The sequence below is a fragment of the Shinella granuli genome (assembly GCF_004341885.1).
Classification (GTDB): domain Bacteria; phylum Pseudomonadota; class Alphaproteobacteria; order Rhizobiales; family Rhizobiaceae; genus Shinella; species Shinella granuli.
The window spans coordinates 106768-125084 of record NZ_SLVX01000001.1 but is presented as its reverse complement, the minus strand read 5'-3'; the positions used below and the strand labels follow the sequence as shown (position 1 = coordinate 125084).

Annotated in this window: 19 protein-coding genes; 11 read left to right on the top strand and 8 right to left on the bottom strand. The window is 67.6% G+C overall.

Translation table 11 applies throughout. From position 1 onward, the window contains the following. Positions 1-256 precede the first annotated feature (256 nt). Entirely contained in the window at positions 257-718 is a 462-nt protein-coding gene (locus EV665_RS00605) for a tRNA (cytidine(34)-2'-O)-methyltransferase (RefSeq protein ID WP_133032714.1), read from the top strand. Positions 719-794: 76 nt separating this feature from the next. On the opposite strand, the gene EV665_RS00600 is transcribed toward EV665_RS00605, so the two are convergent. Then, the gene (locus EV665_RS00600) at positions 795-2003 is read right to left on the bottom strand and encodes an MFS transporter (protein WP_084437978.1); all 1209 of its coding nucleotides are present in this window, start codon (positions 2001-2003) and stop codon (positions 795-797) included. Next, entirely contained in the window at positions 2000-2572 is a 573-nt protein-coding gene (locus EV665_RS00595; protein WP_064330777.1) for an NADPH-dependent FMN reductase, read from the bottom strand. Before EV665_RS00595 ends, EV665_RS00600 begins: the two co-directional genes overlap by 4 nt. 71 nt (positions 2573-2643) lie before the next feature. Here EV665_RS00595 and soxR point away from each other — a divergent pair, with 71 nt between their 5' ends. Further along, on the top strand, positions 2644-3105 hold the full coding sequence (soxR, locus tag EV665_RS00590) for a redox-sensitive transcriptional activator SoxR (RefSeq protein WP_064330778.1): 462 nt from the start codon (positions 2644-2646) through the stop codon (positions 3103-3105). Between the two features lie 37 nt (positions 3106-3142). Here the strand turns inward: soxR and EV665_RS00585 are convergent, their stop codons facing one another. Together EV665_RS00585 and EV665_RS00580 are read right to left on the bottom strand one after the other, a co-directional pair. Further along, positions 3143-4423, bottom strand: a complete 1281-nt coding sequence (locus EV665_RS00585; protein ID WP_133032713.1) for a hemolysin family protein — start codon at positions 4421-4423, stop codon at positions 3143-3145. A gap of 112 nt (positions 4424-4535) precedes the next feature. Then, the gene (locus EV665_RS00580) at positions 4536-5408 is read right to left on the bottom strand and encodes a LysR substrate-binding domain-containing protein (protein WP_064330780.1); all 873 of its coding nucleotides are present in this window, start codon (positions 5406-5408) and stop codon (positions 4536-4538) included. Between the two features lie 95 nt (positions 5409-5503). Between EV665_RS00580 and EV665_RS00575 the strand changes: the two genes are divergently transcribed. Then, positions 5504-5896 carry a tautomerase family protein gene (locus EV665_RS00575; RefSeq protein ID WP_064330781.1) on the top strand — a complete coding sequence of 131 codons (393 nt, stop codon included), beginning with the start codon at positions 5504-5506 and terminating at the stop codon, positions 5894-5896. 6 nt (positions 5897-5902) lie between these two features. On the opposite strand, the gene EV665_RS00570 is transcribed toward EV665_RS00575, so the two are convergent. Then, positions 5903-6160 (bottom strand): hypothetical protein, encoded by a 258-nt coding sequence (locus tag EV665_RS00570; protein WP_064332591.1) that lies wholly within the window; start codon positions 6158-6160, stop codon positions 5903-5905. A gap of 172 nt (positions 6161-6332) precedes the next feature. On the opposite strand from EV665_RS00570, the gene hemF reads away from it, so the two are divergent. The 3 genes from hemF (at position 6333) to EV665_RS00555 (ending at position 7934) form a co-directional block, all read left to right on the top strand. Next, complete coding sequence (gene hemF, locus EV665_RS00565; RefSeq protein ID WP_064330782.1) at positions 6333-7244, top strand: oxygen-dependent coproporphyrinogen oxidase; 912 nt, start codon at positions 6333-6335, stop codon at positions 7242-7244. An 84-nt stretch (positions 7245-7328) separates the two neighbouring features. Then, on the top strand, positions 7329-7577 hold the full coding sequence (locus tag EV665_RS00560) for a hypothetical protein (RefSeq protein WP_133032712.1): 249 nt from the start codon (positions 7329-7331) through the stop codon (positions 7575-7577). Between the two features lie 165 nt (positions 7578-7742). After that, a complete protein-coding gene (locus EV665_RS00555) occupies positions 7743-7934 on the top strand; it encodes a DUF1059 domain-containing protein (protein ID WP_023516291.1) in 192 nt (63 codons plus the stop codon). Between the two features lie 134 nt (positions 7935-8068). Here the strand turns inward: EV665_RS00555 and EV665_RS00550 are convergent, their stop codons facing one another. The 3 genes from EV665_RS00550 to EV665_RS00540 are packed head-to-tail and all read right to left on the bottom strand — an operon-like array spanning position 8069 to position 10571. Then, complete coding sequence (locus EV665_RS00550) at positions 8069-9328, bottom strand: CCA tRNA nucleotidyltransferase (protein ID WP_133032711.1); 1260 nt, start codon at positions 9326-9328, stop codon at positions 8069-8071. Next, positions 9325-9957 carry a CoA pyrophosphatase gene (locus EV665_RS00545; protein ID WP_133032710.1) on the bottom strand — a complete coding sequence of 211 codons (633 nt, stop codon included), beginning with the start codon at positions 9955-9957 and terminating at the stop codon, positions 9325-9327. The genes EV665_RS00550 and EV665_RS00545 overlap by 4 nt, the downstream gene beginning before the upstream one ends. Further along, a complete protein-coding gene (locus EV665_RS00540; protein WP_133032709.1) occupies positions 9954-10571 on the bottom strand; it encodes a DUF1285 domain-containing protein in 618 nt (205 codons plus the stop codon). Before EV665_RS00540 ends, EV665_RS00545 begins: the two co-directional genes overlap by 4 nt. 194 nt (positions 10572-10765) lie before the next feature. Here EV665_RS00540 and EV665_RS00535 point away from each other — a divergent pair, with 194 nt between their 5' ends. From EV665_RS00535 to EV665_RS00515, 5 genes are all read left to right on the top strand, one after another. After that, the gene (locus EV665_RS00535; protein WP_064330787.1) at positions 10766-11779 is read left to right on the top strand and encodes an AAA family ATPase; all 1014 of its coding nucleotides are present in this window, start codon (positions 10766-10768) and stop codon (positions 11777-11779) included. 14 nt (positions 11780-11793) lie between these two features. Then, the gene (locus EV665_RS00530) at positions 11794-12711 is read left to right on the top strand and encodes a DUF58 domain-containing protein (RefSeq protein ID WP_133032708.1); all 918 of its coding nucleotides are present in this window, start codon (positions 11794-11796) and stop codon (positions 12709-12711) included. Then, positions 12708-15515 (top strand): DUF4159 domain-containing protein, encoded by a 2808-nt coding sequence (locus EV665_RS00525; RefSeq protein WP_133032707.1) that lies wholly within the window; start codon positions 12708-12710, stop codon positions 15513-15515. The genes EV665_RS00530 and EV665_RS00525 overlap by 4 nt, the downstream gene beginning before the upstream one ends. Before the next feature lies 1 nt (position 15516). Further along, entirely contained in the window at positions 15517-17589 is a 2073-nt protein-coding gene (locus EV665_RS00520) for a hypothetical protein (RefSeq protein ID WP_133032706.1), read from the top strand. A 186-nt stretch (positions 17590-17775) separates the two neighbouring features. Next, complete coding sequence (locus EV665_RS00515; RefSeq protein WP_133032705.1) at positions 17776-18309, top strand: glyoxalase superfamily protein; 534 nt, start codon at positions 17776-17778, stop codon at positions 18307-18309. Positions 18310-18317: the final 8 nt, after the last annotated feature.

Here is an 18317-nt window from a genome sequence, read left to right as displayed (position 1 = left end):
ATAGATGGTATCCATAATGATCCTCCCTTTTCTCGTGTTGAAGATGCGCCTTGGTTAACCCGGAAAGACGCAATTTGCCAGCCGCTTTGTCGCAATTTCGTCTTTCCGGCCAATTCTGTTGCCCTCCCGCCACATCCGCGATGGCACCTTGCCGCTTTTCGCCGAAAGGCGGGGCGACACCATCTTTTTGTCTTTCCGCAATTTTTAAGACAAAACCGCTTCGCACCTTGGCCGGAATTGCTGTAGGCGAGGCCGCATGTCCGCACTTCGCATCGCTCTCTACCAGCCAGACATTGCCGGCAATACCGGAACGATCCTGCGTTTCGCCGCCTGCCTCGGTCTTTCCGTCGACATCATCGAACCGGCCGGCTTCGATATTTCCGACCGCAGCCTCAAGCGGGCCGGCATGGATTACCTCGCCGCCGTGACGCTGACGCGACATGTCAACTGGGAGCGATACGAGGAATGGCGCAGGACGAGCGGCCGCCGCCTCGTGCTCGCCTCGACCAAGGCCGCCGAACGCTACACGGATTTCGCCTACCAGCCGACCGACATCCTGCTCTTCGGCCGCGAAAGCGCCGGCGTGCCGGACCATGTGCACGACAGGGCGGACGGCCGGGTGCTCATTCCCATGATCGAGGGACAGCGCTCCATCAATGTCGCGCTCGCCGCCGCGATGATCTGCGGCGAGGCCCTGCGCCAGACGGGTTTTGCCTGACCGCACGCATTTCCGCTCCGTCCCGAATCGCAAAAGCGCTCCGCGCTTCTGGCTTCGCTCGGCTACGGGAATCGCCCTAGCCATCACCCGGCCACAACCAGCGCAGGGCGAAGGCCACGATGCCGAAGACCAGCACGACGGCACCGACAAGGGCATAGGCGCCGTCATAGCCCGACGCGGCGATCAGCGGCTGCGAGACGATGGGCGAGAGGAACTGGCCGGCGAAGATGCTGGACACCAGGAGGCCCGAAACGCGGCCGCGCCGGGCCGGCGGCGCGAGCAGCATCGCGGCGGCCGCGAAATTCGGCATGATCGTGCCCATGCAGACACCGGAGACGGCCATGGCGGCGAGCACGCCGGCATAGCTTTCCGCACCCGAGAGCAGCAGGAACGACAGGCCGGCCGAGACGAAGCCGAGGCCGAAGACGCCCATGATGCCGGCAAGGCGCCGGAACGGCGCGAAGGCAAGCGCGCTCACCACGCCGACGAGCTGGCCCGCGCCGATCGCCGTGCCGGCAAGGCTCGGGGCGGCAAAGCCGAGCGTTTCGAGGTAGAAGGGAAGCTGCGTCGGGATCATGTAGAAGGCGATCATGTTGACCGCGGCCGCGAGGAACAGCAGGGCAAGCAGCGCGGCGGCGCGCCCGCCGAGCCTGCCCTCCCCCGTGGCGGGGCCGGCCGGCCGCGCGCGGCGCGGCTCCGGCAGGAAGGCGAGCGCCGCCGGCACCAGCAGGACCGCCACCGTGTAGATGAGGAACGGTCCGCGCCAGTGGACTTCCGCAAGGAAGCCGCCGCCGGTGAGGAAAAGCGTGCCGCCGACCCCGACGAAGGCCTGCTGCAGGCCCATGTAGCGATCGCGCGCCGCGCCCTGGAAGAAATCGCCGACCAGCGCCGTCGTCGCCGTCATGATGCCGCCGACGGCGATGCCGAGCGCGGCGCGCCCGACCAGGAGGCCGGGCAACGTATCGAGGACGAGGCCGGAAGCGCCCGCGATGGCGAACAGCCCGAGCGAGGCGACGAGCAGCGGCTTGCGGCCGAACCGATCGACGAGAAACCCCGCCGCAGGCGAAAAGAGGGCGATGAACACCGCGGGCAGCGTCAGCACCAGCCGGCTGAGCAGCGCGACATTCTCGACATCGGCAAACCGCGCCGCAATGCCCGGCAGCGAGGCGGAAATCGTCGCGCCGGACATGATGGTGAGCGTGCTGATGAAGAGCAGCGTCGCATTGCGCCGGGTCTCCGCCGGGGAGCGGGCGATCTCCGCTGTCGCATAGTGTTCCGGCCTCATGCCGCGGCCTCGTCATAGCGGGTCGCGATGCGCGCCGCCTTCAGCGCGTTGGCCCACCAGGTCAGCCGCTTCATCAGGACCGCAAGCTGGCCGTTGAGCTGGCCGGGGCGGAAGGGGTTGCCGACCGGGTCGAACTGCGTCCAGGCATGGGCAAGGCTCACCGTCTCGCGGATCGCCACCGCGTGCAGCTCGGCAAAGACCAGCCGCAATTGCTCGACGGCGCGCAGGCCGCCGGAAACGCCGCCATAGGCGATGAAGGCGATCGGCTTGGCATGCCAGGGGCGGAAGCAGCAATCGATGATCGCCTTCAGCGCGGCCGGATAGGCATGGTTGTATTCCGGCGTGACGATCAGGAAGGCGTCCGCCTGCGAGATCCGGCTTTCGACCAGCTCTGCCGAGGCCTCGTCGAGGCCGCCGGGCGTGAAGGCCAGCTCCATCGGGTCAATGCGCACGATGTTGAACTGGCCGAAGCCGGCGAGTTCAGGCTCCAGCCATCCCGCGATCGTATCGGCAAAGCGCCCTTCGCGGCCGCTGCCATAGATGAGGGCGATGGTCAGTCTGTCAGTCATGCGTCGGCTCCGTCTTGGAAATGCAAGGAGCCGCTGGTATAAAACCTCAACTTAAGTTGAGGTCAACAGCCATGACGGAAAAATGTCCGAGGACCGGCGTGCCCCGGGAACTCAGCGTCGGCGAGGTCGCCGAGCGCAGCGGCATCGCGGTCTCCACCTTGCATTTCTACGAGACGAAAGGGCTGATCCGCAGCCAGCGCAACCGCGGCAACCAGCGGCGCTATCCGCGCAGCATCCTGCGCCGCGTGGCGGTGATCAAGGTGGCGCAACGCACCGGCATTCCGCTTTCGGAGATCGCCGACGCCCTCGCGGTACTGCCGCACGACCGGCCGCTGACGGCCCTCGACTGGCGCAGGCTCTCGGAAACCTGGCGCGGCCAGCTCGACGAGCGCATCGCCCGCCTGACGAAGCTGCGCAACCAGCTCGACGGCTGCATCGGCTGCGGCTGCCTGTCGATGCAGGAGTGCCCGCTGCGCAACCCGCTGGACGAACTGGCCGCCGAAGGACCAGGCCCGAGACTGCTCGAACCCTGACCTTCAGGAGCGCACAATCGCATCTGACGGGATTGGCTCAGTCCAGCCGCGTGGCGAGCAGCTTGTCGACACGGCGGCCGTCCATGTCGACGACCTCGAAGCGCCAGCCCTGGGTTTCCGTGGCCTCGCCGGTCTTCGGCAGCTTCTGCAGCGATTCGATGACAAGGCCGGCAGCGGTCTGGTAGCTGCGGCGGGCCGGCAGTTGCAGGCCGAGACGATCGGCCATCTCGTCGATCGGCATGGCGCCGGCGATCAGCCAGGAGCCGTCCTCGCGCTGCACGGCATAGTCGTCGTCACCGTCCTCGATATCGGCACGGAACACGCCGGCAATCGCCTCCAGCACGTCGGCGGGCGTGATGACGCCCTCGAAGTGGCCGTATTCGTCGTGGACCAGCATCATCGGCACTTCGGAAGTGCGCAGCTTGTCGAGCACGCGCATCGCATCCATCGTGTCCGGCACGATAGGCGCGGGGCGGATGAAAGCGCGGATGTCGAGCGGCTGGCCGGCCAGCACGGCCGAGAGCAGCTCGCGCTTCTGCACGATGCCAACGATCGTCTCCGGCCCGCCGTCGGCGACCGGCAGACGGGAATGCTGGCTCTCGTTGAGGGTCTGGTGGATTTCCTCCACCGTGTCGCCGAGGTCGATCCAGTCGACATCGTTGCGCGGCGTCATGAGGCCGCGCGCCTCGCGGTCGGAAAAGCGCATGACGCCGGCGATCATCAGCTTTTCGCCGCCCTCGATGACGCCGGCAGCTTCCGCTTCGGCGACGATCGTCTTGATTTCCTCGTCGGTGACGACGCTTTCTGGGACCTCGTGCTGGCCGGTGAGGCGGAAGATCAGCCGCGTCGAGGCATCGAGGATCCAGACCGCCGGGGCGCCGATCCTGGACAGCAGCGACATGGAGGGCGCGACGAGCGCGGCGAAACGCTCCGGGTTCTTCAGCGCGATCTGCTTGGGCACCAGTTCGCCGACCACCACCGACAGATAGGTGATGATGAAGATCACGATGCCGTAGCCGAGCGGATCGGCCAGCCAGTCCGGCACGCCCTCGGCATAGAGGATGTCCCGCAGGCGCCCACCGAGCGCGGCGCCGGAAAAGGCACCGGCGAGAATGCCGATGAGGGTGATGCCGATCTGGACGGTGGAGAGGAATTTTCCGGGGTGTTCCGCCAGCTTCAGCGCCGCGGCGGCGCCGCGCGAGCCCTGCGCGGCCATGGTCTTCAGGCGCGGTTTGCGGGCGGAGACGATGGAAAGTTCGGAAAGGGCAAAGACCCCGTTGAAGAGGATAAGGAAGACAGCAATCGCGAGTTCGAACAAGGACTGTGAGCCGTGCTTCTGAACCGCAACGGCGCCTTTCTGTTGATGACGATGGCCGCAAGATAGGGGCGCGGCGGGCCGCCGTCAATCGAACTTGCCGATCACGGTCGTGTCAGGTGGGGCTCACGAGCATGTCGAGGAGGATGTCGCGCAGGCGCGCGACCGGCGCGGAGGGTGTCGCTTCGGCCGTGTGCAGCATCAGGTCGACGCTGCCGAGCGCCGGCAATCCGGCCCGTTGCGGATCGAGCACGCGCAGATGCGCCGGCATGCCGGTCGTGGTGCGGATCGTCACGCCGAGCCCGGCCGTCACCGCCGCCCAGAGCCCGGCAAGGCCGGGGCTGGCAAAGACCTGCCGCCATTCCCGCCCCGCCGCCGAAAGCGCGTCGACGGCGGCCGCCCGGAACGAGCAGGGCGGATCGAAGGCGATGAGCGGCACCGGTTCGCCAGCCGGAACCGCATCCTCGCTGGCCGCGATCCAGACGATCGGATGGGTGGCGATGTGCTGGCAATGCGCGCTCTTCTGCCCGCCCCAGGTGACGGCCATGTCGAGGTCGCCGCGCTCCACCGCCGCCACCAGCTTGGCGCCGCGATCGACCCGCGCCTCGACGCGCAGCTTCGGATGCGCCCGCGAAAAGCGGCCGAGCACCGGCGGCAGCGACGTCTCGGCGAAATCCTGCGGTATGCCGAGCCGCAGCCAGCCGTCGAGCGCCCGGCTGGAGCCGAGCATCATCATCGCCTCGTCGTTCAGTTCGAGAATGCGCACCGCATAGTCGTGCAGCGCCTCGCCGGCATCGGTGAGCGCAAGGCCCCGGCCCTGCTTGATGAAAAGCGTCTGGCCACTGAGATCGGCAAGCTTCTTCAGTTGCAGGCTGACGGCCGGCGGCGTTCGCCCCAGCGCCTCCGCGGCCTTTGCAAAGCTGCCGAGCCGCACCCCCGTGACGAAGGTGCGCAGCACGTCCATGTCGAAGTTGCGGGGCGAAACCATTCAGTTTTCCAAAACTATTCCTGCAATGCTTCTCAATTTTAAAAACGATAGTCGCGCAATAGGCTCATCCCGTCAACGAAAGACAGGAGACGACCATGCCCTTCCTCCACATCCGCCTTGCCGGCAGGACCCTGACCGACGGCGAGCGCCTGCACCTCCAGGACGAGGCGACCCGCCTTGCCGTCACGCTGCTCGGCAAGCGCGCCGAAGCGACCGCCGTCCTCGTCGAGGGAACGCCGATCGCCGACTGGACCATCGGCGCGCGCCGGCAGAAGGTGGCCGGCCATTTCGAGATCCTGATCAGCGAGGGCACGAACACGGCGGAGGAGAAGGCCCGCTTCATCACCGCCGCCTATGCCCTTCTGGAGGAAACGCTGGGCGCGCATCTCGATCCGGTGACCTATGTGGTCATCCGCGACATCGCGATGGATAGCTGGGGCTATGGCGGCCAAACGCAGGAAAGCCGGCGCGTTGCCGTTGCGGCATGAAGCGCGTCAGTCGGCGCTCGGCAGGCGGCGCATGGTGAACTCGATGCGGTCGCCCTCCATGGCGCGCCAGCTCTCGACCTCGGTCCAGTAGGCGGCCTTCGGCCAGAGGTCGAACCATTCGCGCGCCTTCTCCCGCGCCGCCTGCCGCTCGAGGCAGAAGGTCTCGCGGACGAAATGGCCCTCGCCGGCGGGTTTTTCGCGGCGGCGACGCTCGATATGGCGCCGGAGCCCTTCGAGAGGGGGCGGACCGGGAACACGCGCCATGCAGATTTCCTCCTGGCAGCACATTCAACGGAAGAAACATAAGCCGCTCCCGCGCGTTTTGCGAGTCCCGCCATCCCCAGCCGATGGCCTGCGCGCGGTTGCCAAACGGCGCAAAGTTTTGGACTGTGGCCAAAATGTGATTCGGCGGGACGGCCCGTCAGCGGGAAGCACCATGGAACGACCAGACCTGCCGCAAGGCCTGCCCGAGGACATCGAAGAGAAAAAGAACGCCGCTCGCGCCTGGTTCGAGCAGTTGCGCGACGCGATCTGCGCCAGCTTCGAGGCGATCGAGGACGACCTGCAGGGCCCGCTCTCCGACATGCAGCCCGGCCGCTTCGTCGGCAAGGACTGGCTGCGCGACGGCGGCGAAGGCGGCGGCGGACGCATGTCGATGATGGAAGGCCGCGTCTTCGAGAAGGTCGGCGTGCACACATCCACCGTCTACGGCGAATTCTCGCCCGAATTCCGCGGCCAGATCCCGGGCGCCAGCGAGGACCCGCGCTTCTGGGCCTCCGGCATCTCGCTCATCGCCCATCCGGTGAACCCGAACGTGCCGGCCGTGCACATGAACACGCGCATGGTCGTGACCACCAGCCGCTGGTTCGGCGGCGGAGCGGACCTGACGCCGGTGCTCGACCGCCGCCGTGTGATGGACGACCCGGACACCACGCTCTTCCACAAGGCGATGGAGATCGCCTGCAACCGCCATCCCGTCGCCGACCACCGGAAATTCAAGGAATGGTGCGACGACTATTTCTTCCTGAAGCACCGGGGCGAACCGCGCGGCACCGGCGGCATCTTCTACGACTGGCTCCATTCGCCGGAAGAGCTCGGCGGCTGGGACGCCGACTTCGCCTTCACGCAGGATGTCGGCCGCGCCTTCGCCATGGTCTATCCGCGCATCGTGCGCTCGAACTTCAACAAGGGCTGGACCGAGGAGGACCGCGACGAGCAGCTCGTGCGGCGCGGCCGCTATGTCGAGTTCAACCTGCTCTACGACCGCGGCACCATCTTCGGCCTCAAGACCGGCGGCAATGTCGAATCGATCCTCTCTTCGCTGCCCCCCGTGGTGCGCTGGCCCTAAGAGGCCGCCTCCCCGCCTTGTGATTACAGATCTACGCCTTCCGTGGTATGATGCCGCCTGCATGAGTCCATGGAGGAGGCAGTCATGAAGATTGCGGTACAAGAGGCAATGCAGACGGGTCGTGACCCGAAATCCCCCGAATTTCTCGATCGTTTCGCCGAAACCATCCGTGCCGAGAGCGGCTTGGATCTGCCGCATGCCTATTTCGTCGAGGAAGCCCGGCTGCGGCTTGCCAGCGGCGTGGTGCACCACCTCGTCGACCACCACACGACACCGGCGCAGTTCCAGTCGTCCTGCTGCTTCGACGCCTGGGCAAAGGACGACGCGGCCTGAAAAGGCGCCTGCGGAACATCGATGAAGCCGCGCGCCGGAGATGGAACTCCGGGCGGTCTTCGTCGTTTTCCGAGACGGCGCCCGGAAACCCCGCGCCCGGCCTCGATTTGGCCGATCGGGGCCCATCTGCTACACTGGTTCCCTTGAAACGACAGGAGATAGGTCATGAGACTTTTTGAATGCGGTTCACTCGTCCCCGGATGCGACTGGCATACGCGGGCCAATGACGACGCCGAAGTCGTCCGCCGCGCGGTCGAGCACATGCGCACCGCCCATGGCGAGGCGATCATCCGGGAAAGCATGGTCGACCACATCAAGGAACGCATCGTCGACGAGAAGGCGGCCGACGCCGCCTGACGGCCTGTCATTCCCCGGAAAACCGGTCCCGTCCTGCCGGCATGGTTTCCGCCGGCAGGGCCCCTGTGTCGACATTCCCCTTGAGAAGGAGGTATCGGCAGGGCCTAAAGCTGCAGCAACCACGCGCCGCGGCCTCAGCGTTCTCCGGCTTCGGCCGTCAGCCGGGCAAGCAGCGCCGTCCGCCCTTCATTGAAGTTCCCCTTCACCCATTCCTCCTCGATCGCCCCCAGCACCGCGCCCACCTTCGGCCCGGCCGGAATGCCTGCGGCAAGCACATCCGCTCCCGTCAGCGGAAAGGACGGCCGCTGCCATTTTTCCGCCCGGGCCAGGAGCCGCTGGCAGAGGCCGGCGAAGGCAAGCGCCTCGCCATCGCCAAGCCCGCGCGCCCGCGCGCCGGCAAGGGCGAGCTTCAGCCGCGCGATCAACCCTTGCGGCCCGTTGCGGTAGAGCAGCCGGTCGAAGGCCGTTTCGGCAAGTTTCGGGGCAATGTCCGGCGCGGCCGCCCAATGGTCGAGGCCGGCCGCCTCCGCCTTCGACAGGCGCAGACGCCCGGCAAGGGCCTTCAACCGCTCGCGATCCGGCGGCACCATGGCGGCAAGGCGCAGCATGGCCTCCGGCTGCCAACCGAACGCCTTTTCCGCGTCGATCAGGCCGGGGATCGCGTCGATGCCCCATTTTTCCGTCTCCGGCAGGATTGCGGTGAGCACGCCGGCCTGCCGCATCCAGAGCAGCGCCCGGCCGGGATCGGGCGCGGCGAGCAGTTTCTTCGTCTCGGACCAGACCCGCTCCGCCGAAAGCCTGCCGAGCTTGTCCTTCGCGCGCGCGCAGACCTTCAGCCCCTCCGCATCCGGCCGCCCGCTGCCATAGAGCGCGAAGAAGCGGAAGAAACGCAGGATGCGCAGGTGGTCTTCCGCAATGCGCGTCGCCGCGTCGCCGATGAAGCGCACCGTGCGGCTCTCGATATCCGGCAGGCCATCGACCAGATCGATCACCGTCCCCTCCGCATCGGCATAGAGCGCATTGATCGTCAGGTCGCGCCGCTCGGCATCCGCCCGCCAGTCCGTGCCGAATGCGACATCCGCGCGGCGGCCGTCGGTGGCGACGTCGCGGCGCAGCGTCGTCACCTCGAAGGGCTTGCCGTCGAGGACCAGGGTCACCGTGCCGTGCTCGATGCCCGTCGGCACCGCCTTGATGCCGGCATCCTTCGCCCGCTCGACAACCGCTTCCGGCCGCAACGTCGTCGCGATATCGATATCGGCGACCGGCAGGCCCATCAGGCTGTTGCGCACGGCCCCGCCGGCGATGCGCGCCTCCCCGCCGTCGCTGTTGAGCAGCGCCAGCACGCGAACGAGCGCCGGATCGGCAAACCACGCCTCGCCCGAAACAGACGTCATGCATAAAGCCTTTCATAGATCACCCGCACGATGCCGGCGGTGATGCCCCAGATATTATGCCCCTCATAGGGCATGCGATAATAATGCCGTTCGCCGCCGAGCCAGATGCCGCTGCCCTGCTCGTGGTTGCGCGGATCCATCAGGAACGACAGCGGGACGTCGAAGACCTTTTCAACCTCCGCCGGATTGGGCATCAGCTCGAACCCCGGCTGCACCACGGCAAGGACAGGCGTGATGGCAAAGCCCGACAGCGCCTTGTACTGCGGCAGCCGCCCGACCGGCTCGACGAAGCGGCGGTCGAGGCTGATCTCTTCCTCGGCTTCACGCATCGCCGCCGCCTCGACGTCTTCGTCCTCGTCATCGACCGCGCCGCCCGGAAAGGCGATCTGGCCGGAATGTTTCCGCATGGTGGCGGTGCGCTGGGTGAAGATGACCCGCGCCTCGTCGCCATCGTCGACGACGGGGATCAACACCGCCGCATCGCGCAGCTTCATGCCTTCGAGATGCGGAATGACGGTCGGATTGAGCAGGCTGTCGCCATGCTCGCGCCAGGTCTCCTCGCCGAGCGTCAGCATCTGTTCCAATGCCCGGCGACGGAACTCGGCGGCGCTGTAGGGCGGAAAACTCATCGGGAGAGCGCATCCAGCTCGGCGGCCGGCATGACCGGGAAGATCACACCGCCGGAGCGCACCGCGAACATGTCTACGCCCTCGATCTCGATCGTCTCGCCAAGCTCGACCAGCTCGTACATCATCGCCCGCGAAACCAGGGCCTCCAGCCGTCCGCGCACGAGGAGATAGGGTTTCAGCTCGCTGTTTCCGCCCGCGATGACGAAGCGCAGCGGATGCTCCGGCCCCGCCTCCACCACATCGCCGACATTGGTGCGGAAGGTGAGCTTTTGCGCCTCCCCCTCGCCCGACGCATTCATCTCGACGGCGAGGAACGGCGCATCGACGACGCGGATGCCGACCTTCTCGACGGGCGTCACCAGATAGGTCCTGCCGTCCTCGTCCTTGCGCAGGACGGTGGAGAAAAGCCGCACCAGCGGCGCGCGGCCGATCGGCGTTCCCAGATAGAACCAGGTGCCGTCGGCGCGGATCTCCATGTCGATGTCGCCGCAGAACGGCGGGTTCCAGCGCTCGACCGGCGGCAGGCCGCGCCCGCCGGTTTCCGCACCGGCCCGTGCGATCAGTGCGGCCAGTCCCGCCGCATCGTTGCTTTCGCGAATTTCGCCCGTTGCCATTGTTCCGTCCCGGTTGAACCCTATCTCCGCGAGAGGCCCTTCTTCACGAAGAGGAAAGGGTGGATACACTCACGAGATAGTCATTTCGTGGCCGCTTGTCAGCCACGGGTGAGCTAATAAGCTTTCTATCTATGCAGCGGACGCGGCAAGACCACGATTCGCCAAACATTTTAGGATCGGTAGTGGAGAGACCCATGGGCGTTCAGAATTCCTCCGAGGCAGGCCTGGACGAAAAGGCGGTGGTCGCTGCCGCCGAACGGGCGCTCTCCGACATCGCGCTGATCCGCAAGGAGGTCGCCAAGGTGATCTTCGGCCAGGAAAGCGTGGTCGAGCAGACGATGCTCGCGGTGCTCTCCGGCGGCCATGCGCTGCTCGTCGGCGTGCCGGGCCTTGCCAAGACCAAGCTGGTCGTCACCCTCGGCACCGTGCTCGGCCTTTCCTCCAGCCGCATCCAGTTCACGCCGGACCTGATGCCTTCCGATATCCTCGGCTCGGAGGTGATGGACCAGGACGAGAACGGCAAGCGCTCCTTCCGCTTCGTACCCGGCCCCATCTTCACCCAGCTCCTGATGGCCGACGAGATCAACCGCGCCTCGCCGCGCACCCAGTCCGCCCTGCTGCAGGCCATGCAGGAATACCATGTCACGGTCGCCGGCCGGCCCAACGACCTGCCGAAACCCTTCCACGTGCTGGCGACGCAGAACCCGCTGGAGCAGGAAGGCACCTATCCGCTGCCCGAAGCCCAGCTCGACCGCTTCCTGCTCCAGGTCGACGTCGATTATCCGGAGCTTGCCGCCGAGCGCCAGATCCTGCTGGAAACCACCGGCGTGCACGAGGCCGAGGCGAGCGCCGCCATCTCCGCCGCGCGGCTGATGGAGATCCAGACCCTCATCCGCCAGATGCCGGTCAGCGAAAAGGTGCTCGACGCCATCCTCTCTCTCGTGCGCTCCGCCCGCCCCGGCAACGGCGTCGCCTCCACCGACAAGCATGTCGCCTGGGGCCCCGGCCCGCGCGCCGGCCAGGCCATGATGCTCTGCGCCAGGGCCCGCGCGCTCTATGAAGGCCGCCTCGCCCCCTCGGTCGACGATGTGCTCGCCCTTGCCGAACCCGTGCTGCAACACCGCATGGCGCTCACCTTCGGTGCGCGCGCGGAAGGCATGTCGGTGCGCGACGTCATCGCGGGCCTCGTCCGCCAGGCCGGCGGCTGAGCGGGGCTGATCGCATGGCGCCCGTCGGCCAGATCGTCCAACCGACCCCGACCCGCGAGGTGCTCTCGCGGGCGCAGGCCCGCGCCGCCCTCATTCCCGATTGCATGGTGGAGGCCCGGCGCCTCGCCAACACCGTCATCGCCGGCTGGCACGGCCGCCGCAAGCGCGGTATCGGCGAGAATTTCTGGCAGTTCCGTCCCTATGTCGACGGCGAAAGCCTGTCGCGCATCGACTGGCGGCGCTCGGCCCGCGACGACCACACCTATGTGCGCGACCGCGAATGGGAGGCCGCCCACACCGTCTGGGTCTGGGCCGACCTCTCCCCCTCGATGATGTACAAATCCACCTTCGGCGCCGTTTCGAAGGAAAGCCGCGCGCTCGTGCTCATGCTGGCGCTCGCCGAAATCCTCGCCCGTTCCGGCGAGCGCATCGGCTGCCCCGGCATCATGGAGCCGATCGCCGCGCGCAACGCCGCCGAACGCCTCGCCGCCGCCCTCATGCACAACGGCGCAACGGGCGGCCTGCCGGACACCGGCATGATCCGCGGCAACAGCGACATCGTGCTGATCGGCGATTTCCTCGATCCCGTCGAGGATGTCATGGACCGCCTCGCCCCCCTCGCCCGCCGGGGCCTCACCGGCCATGTGGTAGAAATCGCCGATCCGGCGGAGGAGATTTTTCCCTATGTCGGCCGCACCGAATTCACCGACCCGGAAAGCGGCCAGAAACTCACCGCCGGCCGCGCCGAGACGCTGAAGGACGACTATGCCCGCGCCTATGTTGCGCGGCGCGAGACGCTGGCCGACAACCTGCGCCATCTCGGCTGGAGCTTCGTGCCCCACCGCACCGACCGCCTCGCCTCCGAGGCGCTGGTCGCCGTGCACATGTATCTTTCCGGCATGCCGGCCATGAAGGCGGAGGGCCGCCGATGAGTGCCTTCGCCTTCGCGTTCCCCGCCGTGCTGACGACGCTGGTGCTGCTGCCGGTCATCTGGTGGCTCTTGCGCCTGACGCCGCCGAAGCCGCTGACCGAGGTCTTCCCGCCCTTCGCCATCCTCGCCGCGATCATGAAGCGCGAGGAAACCCCGGCGCAGAGCCCCTGGTGGCTGACGCTGCTGCGCATGCTGATGGCGGCCGCGATCATCTTCGCCATCGCCGATCCGGTCTTCAACCCGCGCACCAACACGCTCGCCAGCAGCGGCCCCCTCGTGCTCGTGATCGACAACAGCTGGGCCTCCGCCACCGACTGGCAGCAGCGCATCGATACCGCCTCGACGCTGATCGACGACGCGGAAAGCCGCGACGTGCCGATCGCGCTGGTGCTGACCGCCGACCGCCAGCACGACGCCGTGCCGGTCGATGCCGCGACGGCCCGCAACCGCCTCGCCGCCGCCGAAGCCCGCCCGTTGCCGGCAGACCGCGCCGCCGCCGTCGCCTCGCTGCGCACCGCGCTCGACGGAACCGCGCCGGGCACCCTCGCCTTCATCAGCGACGGCATGGCAAGCGGCGAGACGGACGAAACGGTCGCCGCATTGCAATCCCTTGTCCCCGCCGATTTCCGCCTGATCGCAAGCGACGGAGCATCCGCCGTCGCCATCACCGCGGCCACCAATGGCGCGGACGCGCTTTCCGTCACCCTCACCCGCCTCGACGGCGGCCCGGCGCGCAGCCTGCCGCTGACGGCGCACGATTCGCGCGGGCGGCCGATCGCGACGGGCACCGCCGATTTCGCCGCAGGCAGCACCACGACATCAGGCACCATCACCGCGCCCTTCGAGCTGCGAAACGACTTCGCCCGCATCGCCGTGGACGGCCTCGCCAATGCCGGCGGCACGTATCTGCTCGACGACGGCTTCCGCCGCCGCCGCGTCGCCTTCCTCTCCGGCGAGGTGGTGGATGCCAGCCAGCCGCTGCTCTCGCCGCTGCACTATATCAACCGGGCGCTCGCCCCCTATGCCGACCTGGTCGAGCCGAGCGTCGCCGACCTCTCGGTCGCCATTCCCGAGCTTCTGGAGCAGAACCCCTCCGTGCTGATCATGGCCGATATCGGCCGCTTGCCGGAGGATGTGCAGGGTGCGGTGCGCCGCTGGATCGAGGCCGGCGGCATGCTGATCCGCTTCGCCGGCCCGCGCCTCGCCGCCGCCCCGGCGGACGATCCGCTCGTGCCCGTCCTGCTGCGCAAGGGCGAACGGGCGCTCGGCGGCGCGCTGTCCTGGTCCGAGCCGCAGCCGCTCTCCGCCTATCCGGCGAACAGCCCGTTCTTCGGCATGCGCGCGCCGGAAGACATCCTGATCAAGCGCCAGGTGCTCGCCGAACCGACACCGGATCTTGCCGAGCGCACCTGGGCAAGCCTTGCCGACGGCACGCCGCTGGTGACGACCGGCCCGCTCGGCTCCGGCCGCATCGTGCTCTTCCACGTCAGCGCGGAAACCGGCTGGTCCAACCTGCCGCTGTCAGGCGATTTCGTCGAAATGCTCCGCCGCACCGTGCAGCTTTCGCGCGGCGGCGGCGTTTCGACGGGCAATGGGGTCGAGACGCAGGGCCTGCCGCCCTACCGGCTGATGACGGCGAACGGCACGCTCGCCGCCGCCACCGGCGAAGCCAAGCCGCTCGCCGCCGCCAACGCGACCAGGGCCATCGCCAGCTTCGACAACCCGCCCGGCCTCTACGGCACGGAGGACGGCTATGTCGCCCACAACCTCTTCCCGCCGGGCCACGAGATCCGTCCGCTCGCCGTCGCCGAAGGCGCGGCCGTCCGCGAGCCGCTCGCCGGCAAGGAGACCTGGTCGCTGAAACCGCATCTCTTCACCCTTGCCGCCCTGTTGCTGCTCGCCGACTGCGCCATCGTGCTCTTCATGGGCGGGGCCTTCGCCGCCGCCGTCCGCCGCGCGCCCCGGCGCGGCGCGACCGCCGCCCTGCTGCTGGCCCTCATGGCCGGCGCGCTGGCGGCGCTGCCGTCCGAAAGCCGCGCGGATGACGCAAAACCGGGTGACGAAAACATCCTCTCGCGGCTCGACACGACGCATCTCGCCTATGTCGTCACCGGCGAGGGCGAGGTGGACCGCATTTCCGAGCGTGGCCTTGCGGGGCTTACGGAATTCCTCACCTACCGCACCACGCTGGAGCCCGGCGAGCCGGTCGGCATCGACATCTCCAGGGACGAGCTATCGCTCTACCCGATCATCTACTGGCCGGTGAGCGCCAGCGCCGAAATGCCCACCAGCGCCGCGATCAGCCGCATCGATGCCTATATGCGCAACGGCGGCACGGTGCTGTTCGATACCCGCGACCAGTTCGTCTCGCTCGACGGCAATTCGACGAGCCCGAACACCGAACGCCTCCAGGCGATCCTCGCCAATCTCGACATTCCGCCGCTGGAGCCGGTGCCGGCCGATCACGTCCTGACCAAGGCCTTCTACCTGCTCGCCAATTTCCCCGGCCGCTATGCCGGAAGCCCGCTGTGGATCGAGGCGGAGCTGGACCGCGCCGAGGACCCGAGCCGCCCGGCCCGGGCGGGCGACGGCGTCTCGCCGATCATGATCACCGGCAACGATTTCGCCGGCGCCTGGGCAGTCGATGCCAACGGCATGGCGCTCTTGCCGACCGTGCCACCGGACGAGGTGCAGCGCGACCACGCCTTCCGCGCCGGCGTCAACATCATGATGTACATGCTGACAGGCAACTACAAGGCGGACCAGGTGCACGTCCCCGCCCTCCTCGAACGGCTGGGGCAATGACATGACCATCCAGTTCTCCCCCTTCCTGCCCTGGATCGCCATCGCCGTGATCGGCCTTGCCGGTCTCGCGCTCGCCGCGCTCGGTTTCTGGCGCGGCCTGCGCGGGTCGTTCATCCGTGCGGTGGCCCTCGCCCTGCTGGTCCTCGCCCTCGCCAACCCGGTCTTCCTGCAGGAGGACCGCGAGGCGCTGTCGACCGTCGTGCCCGTCATCGTCGACCGCAGCCAGAGCCAGGGCAACGAGCAGCGCACCGCCCAGACCGACGCCGCGCTGGAAGGCCTGAAGGAGCGTTTCGCCCGCTATCCCCGCATCGAGCCGCGCATCGTGGAAACCGGCGACGACGGCACGTCGGACACGCCTTCCACCCGCCTCTTCGACGCGCTCAACGCGGCGATCGCCGATGTGCCGCGCTCGCGCGTCGGCGGGGCGATCCTCATCACCGACGGCCAGGTGCATGACATTCCGGAAGCCTCCGCCTTCTCCGGCTTCGAGGCGCCGGTGCACGCGCTCGTCACCGGCCGGCCGGACGAGTTCGACCGCCGCATCGAGATCGTCAGCGCGCCGCGCTTCGGCATCGTCGGCGAGCCGCAGGAGCTGAAATTCCGCGTGGTGGACGACGGCGCAGGCCCGGGCGATGCGGCCCGCGTAAAAGTGCGCCTCAACGGCAACGAGATCGCCTCGGAGATCACCCAGCCGGGCACCGAACAGCCGCTCGGCTTCACCGTGCCGCGCGGCGGCAACAACATCCTGGAATTCGAGGTGGAGCCCGTCGAGGGCGAGATAACCACGGCGAACAACCGCGCCGTCCATGTCATCGAGGGCATTCGCGAGAACCTGCGCGTGCTGCTGGTCTCCGGCGAGCCGCATGCCGGCGAGCGCGCCTGGCGCAACCTTTTGAAGTCCGACACCGCCATCGACCTCGTGCACTTCACCATCCTGCGCCCGCCGGAAAAGCAGGACGGCACGCCGATCAACGAACTGTCGCTGATCGCCTTCCCGACGCGCGAACTGTTCGTCGACAAGATCAACGAGTTCGACCTCATCATCTTCGACCGCTACCAGCACCGCGGCGTGCTGCCGATCCTCTACTACGACAACATCGCGCAATATGTCGAAAACGGCGGCGCGCTGCTGATCGCCGCGGGGCCGGAGCACGCAGGCAACGATTCCATCGCCGGCACGCCGCTCTCCGTCGTGCTGCCGGCAAACCCGACCGGAGCGATGAACGAGGCCTCCTTCTATCCCCGCCTTTCGGAACAGGGCAAGAAGCATCCCGTCACGCGCGGGCTCGAAGGCGCGGACCAGGAGCCGCCCCATTGGGGCCGGTGGTTCCGCACCGTCGACGTGCAGCGCCCGGACGGCAATGTCGTGATGGAGGCCAATGACGGCAAGCCGCTGCTGGTGCTGAACCGCGCCGGCAAGGGCCGCGTCGCCATGTTGCTTTCCGACCAGGGCTGGCTCTGGGCGCGCGGCTTCGAGGGCGGCGGCCCGCATGTCTCGCTCTACCGGCGCACCGCCCACTGGCTGATGCAGGAGCCGGCGCTGGAGGAGGAAGCGCTGACCGCCCGCACCTTCGGCCGCACGCTCCAGATCAACCGCCAGACGATCGGCGATGCACCGGGCGAAGCGACGGTGAAGCTGCCTTCCGGCGAAATGCTGCAGGTGGCGTTGAGCGAGGCCGAGCCCGGCCTCTACCGCGCGGAAGTCCAGACGACGGAAACCGGCCTTTACGAGATCACCAACGACGACCTGAGCGCGCTCGTCCATGTCGGCGCCGTGGATGCGCCGGAATTCAAGGCGACGATCTCGACGGCGGAAAGCCTGAAGCCGCTCGCCGACGCCACGAAGGGCATGGTGCGCCGGCTGGTCGATGCCGAAGGCGAGGCCATTTCGCTGCCGCCGCTGCTGCCGGTTTCGGGGCAGGTGCGCACCGTCGACGAAAACCGCCTGTCGCTGCGCATGACGGACGAGACGGTGCTGAAGGGCATCAATTCGCTGCCGCTCTTCGCCGGCTTTGCCGGTGTCGGCCTCTTGCTGCTCGCCTTCTCGGCCATGTGGTATCGCGAAGGGCGATAAGTCCTCTGGCGTCGTACCCGCCGTTCGGCTAGTGTTTCGGAACGGTCGGAGGCGGCCGGCAGACCCGCGTCTTTTCCGAGGACATGGCGAACGCCTCCCCAAAAAACCTTTCTCCACCGTTCATCGTGGCGAAGGCGTCGGCAATGCGGGCACTGACGAAGACTTCGCCTGAGACGAGGAACGGACATGCGCGATTTTCGCGACGCCAAAGCCATGGCCAAGACCCTGCGGGAGGTGCTTGCCACCCGCAATATCGACATCACCCACAGCGAAGCCCTCGAAACCGTCGCCCGCCAGTTCGGCGTGGAGACGTGGAACATTCTCTCCGCACGGATCGAGGCGAAGCCGGAAAATGGTATCGCCTTCGAGCAGGCGGTGCCGATCGTGCGCATCTTCGACGTGCCCAAGGCGCACGAATTCTACCTCGGCTTCCTCGGCTTTTCCGTCGACTGGGAGCACCGCTACGGCGAGAATTTTCCGCTCTATACGCAGGTCGCGCGCGGCGGGCTGCGGCTGCACCTTTCCGAACATGCCGGCGACGCCACGCCCGGCGGCAACATGGTCGTCTACATGAAGGGCATCCGCGCCTTCCAGAAGGAGCTGATCGGCAAGGACTATCGCTACATGAAGCCGGGGCTGGAGGATGAGGGCACGCGGCTGGAGGTGACGGTCACCGATCCCTTCAACAACCACATCCGCTTCATGGAGTTGAAGGACTGAGATCGCCC

Excerpts from the sequence above, each read along its gene's own strand:
- EV665_RS00605 (WP_133032714.1), top strand. The coding sequence starts at position 257 with ATGTCCGCACTTCGCATCGCTCTCTACCAGCCAGACATTGCCGGCAAT.
- EV665_RS00570 (WP_064332591.1), bottom strand. The coding sequence starts at position 6,160 with ATGGCGCGTGTTCCCGGTCCGCCCCCTCTCGAAGGGCTCCGGCGCCAT.
- EV665_RS00520 (WP_133032706.1), top strand. The coding sequence starts at position 15,517 with ATGACCATCCAGTTCTCCCCCTTCCTGCCCTGGATCGCCATCGCCGTG.
- EV665_RS00540 (WP_133032709.1), bottom strand. The coding sequence starts at position 10,571 with ATGGCAACGGGCGAAATTCGCGAAAGCAACGATGCGGCGGGACTGGCC.
- EV665_RS00560 (WP_133032712.1), top strand. The coding sequence starts at position 7,329 with ATGAAGATTGCGGTACAAGAGGCAATGCAGACGGGTCGTGACCCGAAA.
- EV665_RS00595 (WP_064330777.1), bottom strand. The coding sequence starts at position 2,572 with ATGACTGACAGACTGACCATCGCCCTCATCTATGGCAGCGGCCGCGAA.
- soxR (WP_064330778.1), top strand. The coding sequence starts at position 2,644 with ATGACGGAAAAATGTCCGAGGACCGGCGTGCCCCGGGAACTCAGCGTC.
- EV665_RS00535 (WP_064330787.1), top strand. The coding sequence starts at position 10,766 with ATGGGCGTTCAGAATTCCTCCGAGGCAGGCCTGGACGAAAAGGCGGTG.
- EV665_RS00525 (WP_133032707.1), top strand. The coding sequence starts at position 12,708 with ATGAGTGCCTTCGCCTTCGCGTTCCCCGCCGTGCTGACGACGCTGGTG.
- EV665_RS00550 (WP_133032711.1), bottom strand. The coding sequence starts at position 9,328 with ATGACGTCTGTTTCGGGCGAGGCGTGGTTTGCCGATCCGGCGCTCGTT.
- EV665_RS00600 (WP_084437978.1), bottom strand. The coding sequence starts at position 2,003 with ATGAGGCCGGAACACTATGCGACAGCGGAGATCGCCCGCTCCCCGGCG.
- EV665_RS00580 (WP_064330780.1), bottom strand. The coding sequence starts at position 5,408 with ATGGTTTCGCCCCGCAACTTCGACATGGACGTGCTGCGCACCTTCGTC.
- EV665_RS00545 (WP_133032710.1), bottom strand. The coding sequence starts at position 9,957 with ATGAGTTTTCCGCCCTACAGCGCCGCCGAGTTCCGTCGCCGGGCATTG.
- EV665_RS00530 (WP_133032708.1), top strand. The coding sequence starts at position 11,794 with ATGGCGCCCGTCGGCCAGATCGTCCAACCGACCCCGACCCGCGAGGTG.
- EV665_RS00515 (WP_133032705.1), top strand. The coding sequence starts at position 17,776 with ATGCGCGATTTTCGCGACGCCAAAGCCATGGCCAAGACCCTGCGGGAG.
- EV665_RS00555 (WP_023516291.1), top strand. The coding sequence starts at position 7,743 with ATGAGACTTTTTGAATGCGGTTCACTCGTCCCCGGATGCGACTGGCAT.
- hemF (WP_064330782.1), top strand. The coding sequence starts at position 6,333 with ATGGAACGACCAGACCTGCCGCAAGGCCTGCCCGAGGACATCGAAGAG.
- EV665_RS00575 (WP_064330781.1), top strand. The coding sequence starts at position 5,504 with ATGCCCTTCCTCCACATCCGCCTTGCCGGCAGGACCCTGACCGACGGC.